Raw genomic sequence first — 1,952 nt, 5'->3', positions numbered from 1 at the left:
GGCGCGGTCGGGGGGCGCGGCGCCCCCCCCCCCGACCGCGGTCTCTTTTGCGGGGGGGGGGGGGGGGGGGGGGGCCCCCCGGCCCGCGGGGGGCGGGGGGGGGGGCGGGGCCCCCCCCCGGGCGCTCGGGGTGTGCCGAGGTGGGTGGTGGGCCGTGCCTCGGGGTCAGGCAGTGGCCGGTTCGGGCTGCTCCGCCTGGCGGTCGGCGGGCTGTCCGGTGGTGGCGGGGGTGTTCTCCCGGGGGGCGGGGAGTGCGGCCATGATCGCGGCGGAGATCACGATGGTCGCTGCCCAGGCGAGCCCGTACCTGCCGACGGGGGTGTCGGAGAGCGGGCCGGCGAACCAGTCGCACTTGGTGAAGGCGAGCCCCAGCAGCAGGGCGAGCACCCAGGACACCATGGCCTGCCAGCAGAAGCCGCCGGTGTACCAGTAGCGGCTGTTCCTGCTGGTGTCCATGAGCCCGGCGGCGTCGTAGCGCACCGCGCGTGAGCGGCGCCGGAACATGTCCACCGCGTAGACGCCGATCCAGGCCGAGAAGGAGACGGCGAGCAGGATGAGGAAGGTGATGAAGGAGCCCAGGAAGCTCTTGGCGACCAGCATCAGCAGCAGGCCGCCGACCAGCGAGATCACGGCGTTGATGCTGACGGCCGTGGCGCGCGGCAGCTTGACGCCCATGGTCTGTGCGGTGAAACCGGCCGAGTACATGGAGAGGCTGTTGATCAGCAGCATGCCCACGATCGCGGTCAGCAGGTAGGGCACGGCCAGCCAGGTCGGCAGCAGGTCGCCGAGGAAGGAGACCGGGTCGGCGGCCTGGGCCAGGCCGGGTGAGGCCACCGCCATCACGGCGCCCATGAGCACCATGGGCACCATCACCAGGCCGGCGCCGGAAACCGTCACGCCGACGATCTTCCTGCCGGAGGCGGAGTGCGGGAGGTAGCGGGCGAAGTCCGGGCCGGTGGGGACCCAGCTGATGCCGCCGGCGGCGATGGTCCCGATGCCGGCGATCATCATCGCGGTGGTGCCCGCGGGCTTGGCGAAGACCTCGCTCCAGTGCATGGTGGCGACCAGGTAGCCCAGGACCAGCACGCTGAAGACGCCGAAGAGGTACGTCGACCAGGTGTTGCAGACGTTCAGCGCCTTGCGGCCCATGCCGGAGACCAGGAAGGTGCAGGCGACGAAGGCGAAGAGCGTGACGACGATCAGCGCGGTGTTGGCCTTGACGCCGAAGAGCAGGTCGAGGACGGTCAGCACGGCGTAGGCGCCGGTGACGGCGTTGATCGTCTCCCAGCCGAACCGGGCGATCCAGAGCACCGCGCCGGGGAAGAGGTTGCCGCGCACCCCGAAGGTGGCCCGCGAGAGGGTCGCGCCCGGCGCCCCGCCCCACTTGCCGGAGACCGACAGAACGCCGACCAGGCCGAACGAGACGAGCGCGGCGCACGCCGCGACGATCAGGACCTGCCAGAAGTTCAACTGGTTGAACACCACCAGGGCGGCGCCCATGGTGAGCAGCAGGACGCTGATGTTCGCGGCGACCCAGGTCGGGAAGAGCTCGCGGACTCTGCCCCCGCGCTCGTGGTCGGGGACGGGTTCGATGCCGCGGGTTTCTATCGCGCCGCCGGTGTCGGCGTTCGACGGGTTGTCCATGAGGGTGGCTCCGTGCGTGTGAAGCGGAGATAAATCGAACAAATGGGGTATTTATGGAACTCTTCGCGCGTAGCGCGGGAGTTGAGTCATCCTACTTTGTCCGCTTCGGTTCCCGGGCCTGGCCGGTACCGGAGGGGAGGACGTCACCCCCGCCCGCGGCCACTCCGCAAACGCTGTAAACGCCGTGAACAGCGCGAACACCCCGACACGCGCGGCCCCCCCCCCCGCGCCGCCGCGCGCGCGCGCAATTCGGCGCCGCCCTTGGTGGGCCCGGTCCGGGCGTCGAGGTCCCCGGCGGAGATCCGGCC

At 71.5% G+C, this 1,952-nt stretch carries 1 protein-coding gene; it reads right to left on the bottom strand.

Annotated elements, in window-relative coordinates; translation table 11 throughout:
- Window positions 1-165: 165 nt before the first annotated feature.
- Window positions 166-1,644 (bottom strand): purine-cytosine permease family protein, encoded by a 1,479-nt coding sequence (locus tag ACFV61_RS33655; protein WP_380495873.1) that lies wholly within the window; start codon window positions 1,642-1,644, stop codon window positions 166-168.
- Between the last annotated feature and the right edge of the window lie 308 nt (window positions 1,645-1,952).

The organism is Kitasatospora sp. NPDC059817, from assembly GCF_042731835.1.
Lineage (GTDB): Bacteria > Actinomycetota > Actinomycetes > Streptomycetales > Streptomycetaceae > Kitasatospora.
The sequence above is the reverse complement of the archived record's forward strand: the minus strand, read 5'-3'. Positions and strand labels throughout refer to the sequence as shown.

Excerpts from the sequence above, each read along its gene's own strand:
- ACFV61_RS33655 (WP_380495873.1), bottom strand. The coding sequence starts at position 1,644 with ATGGACAACCCGTCGAACGCCGACACCGGCGGCGCGATAGAAACCCGC.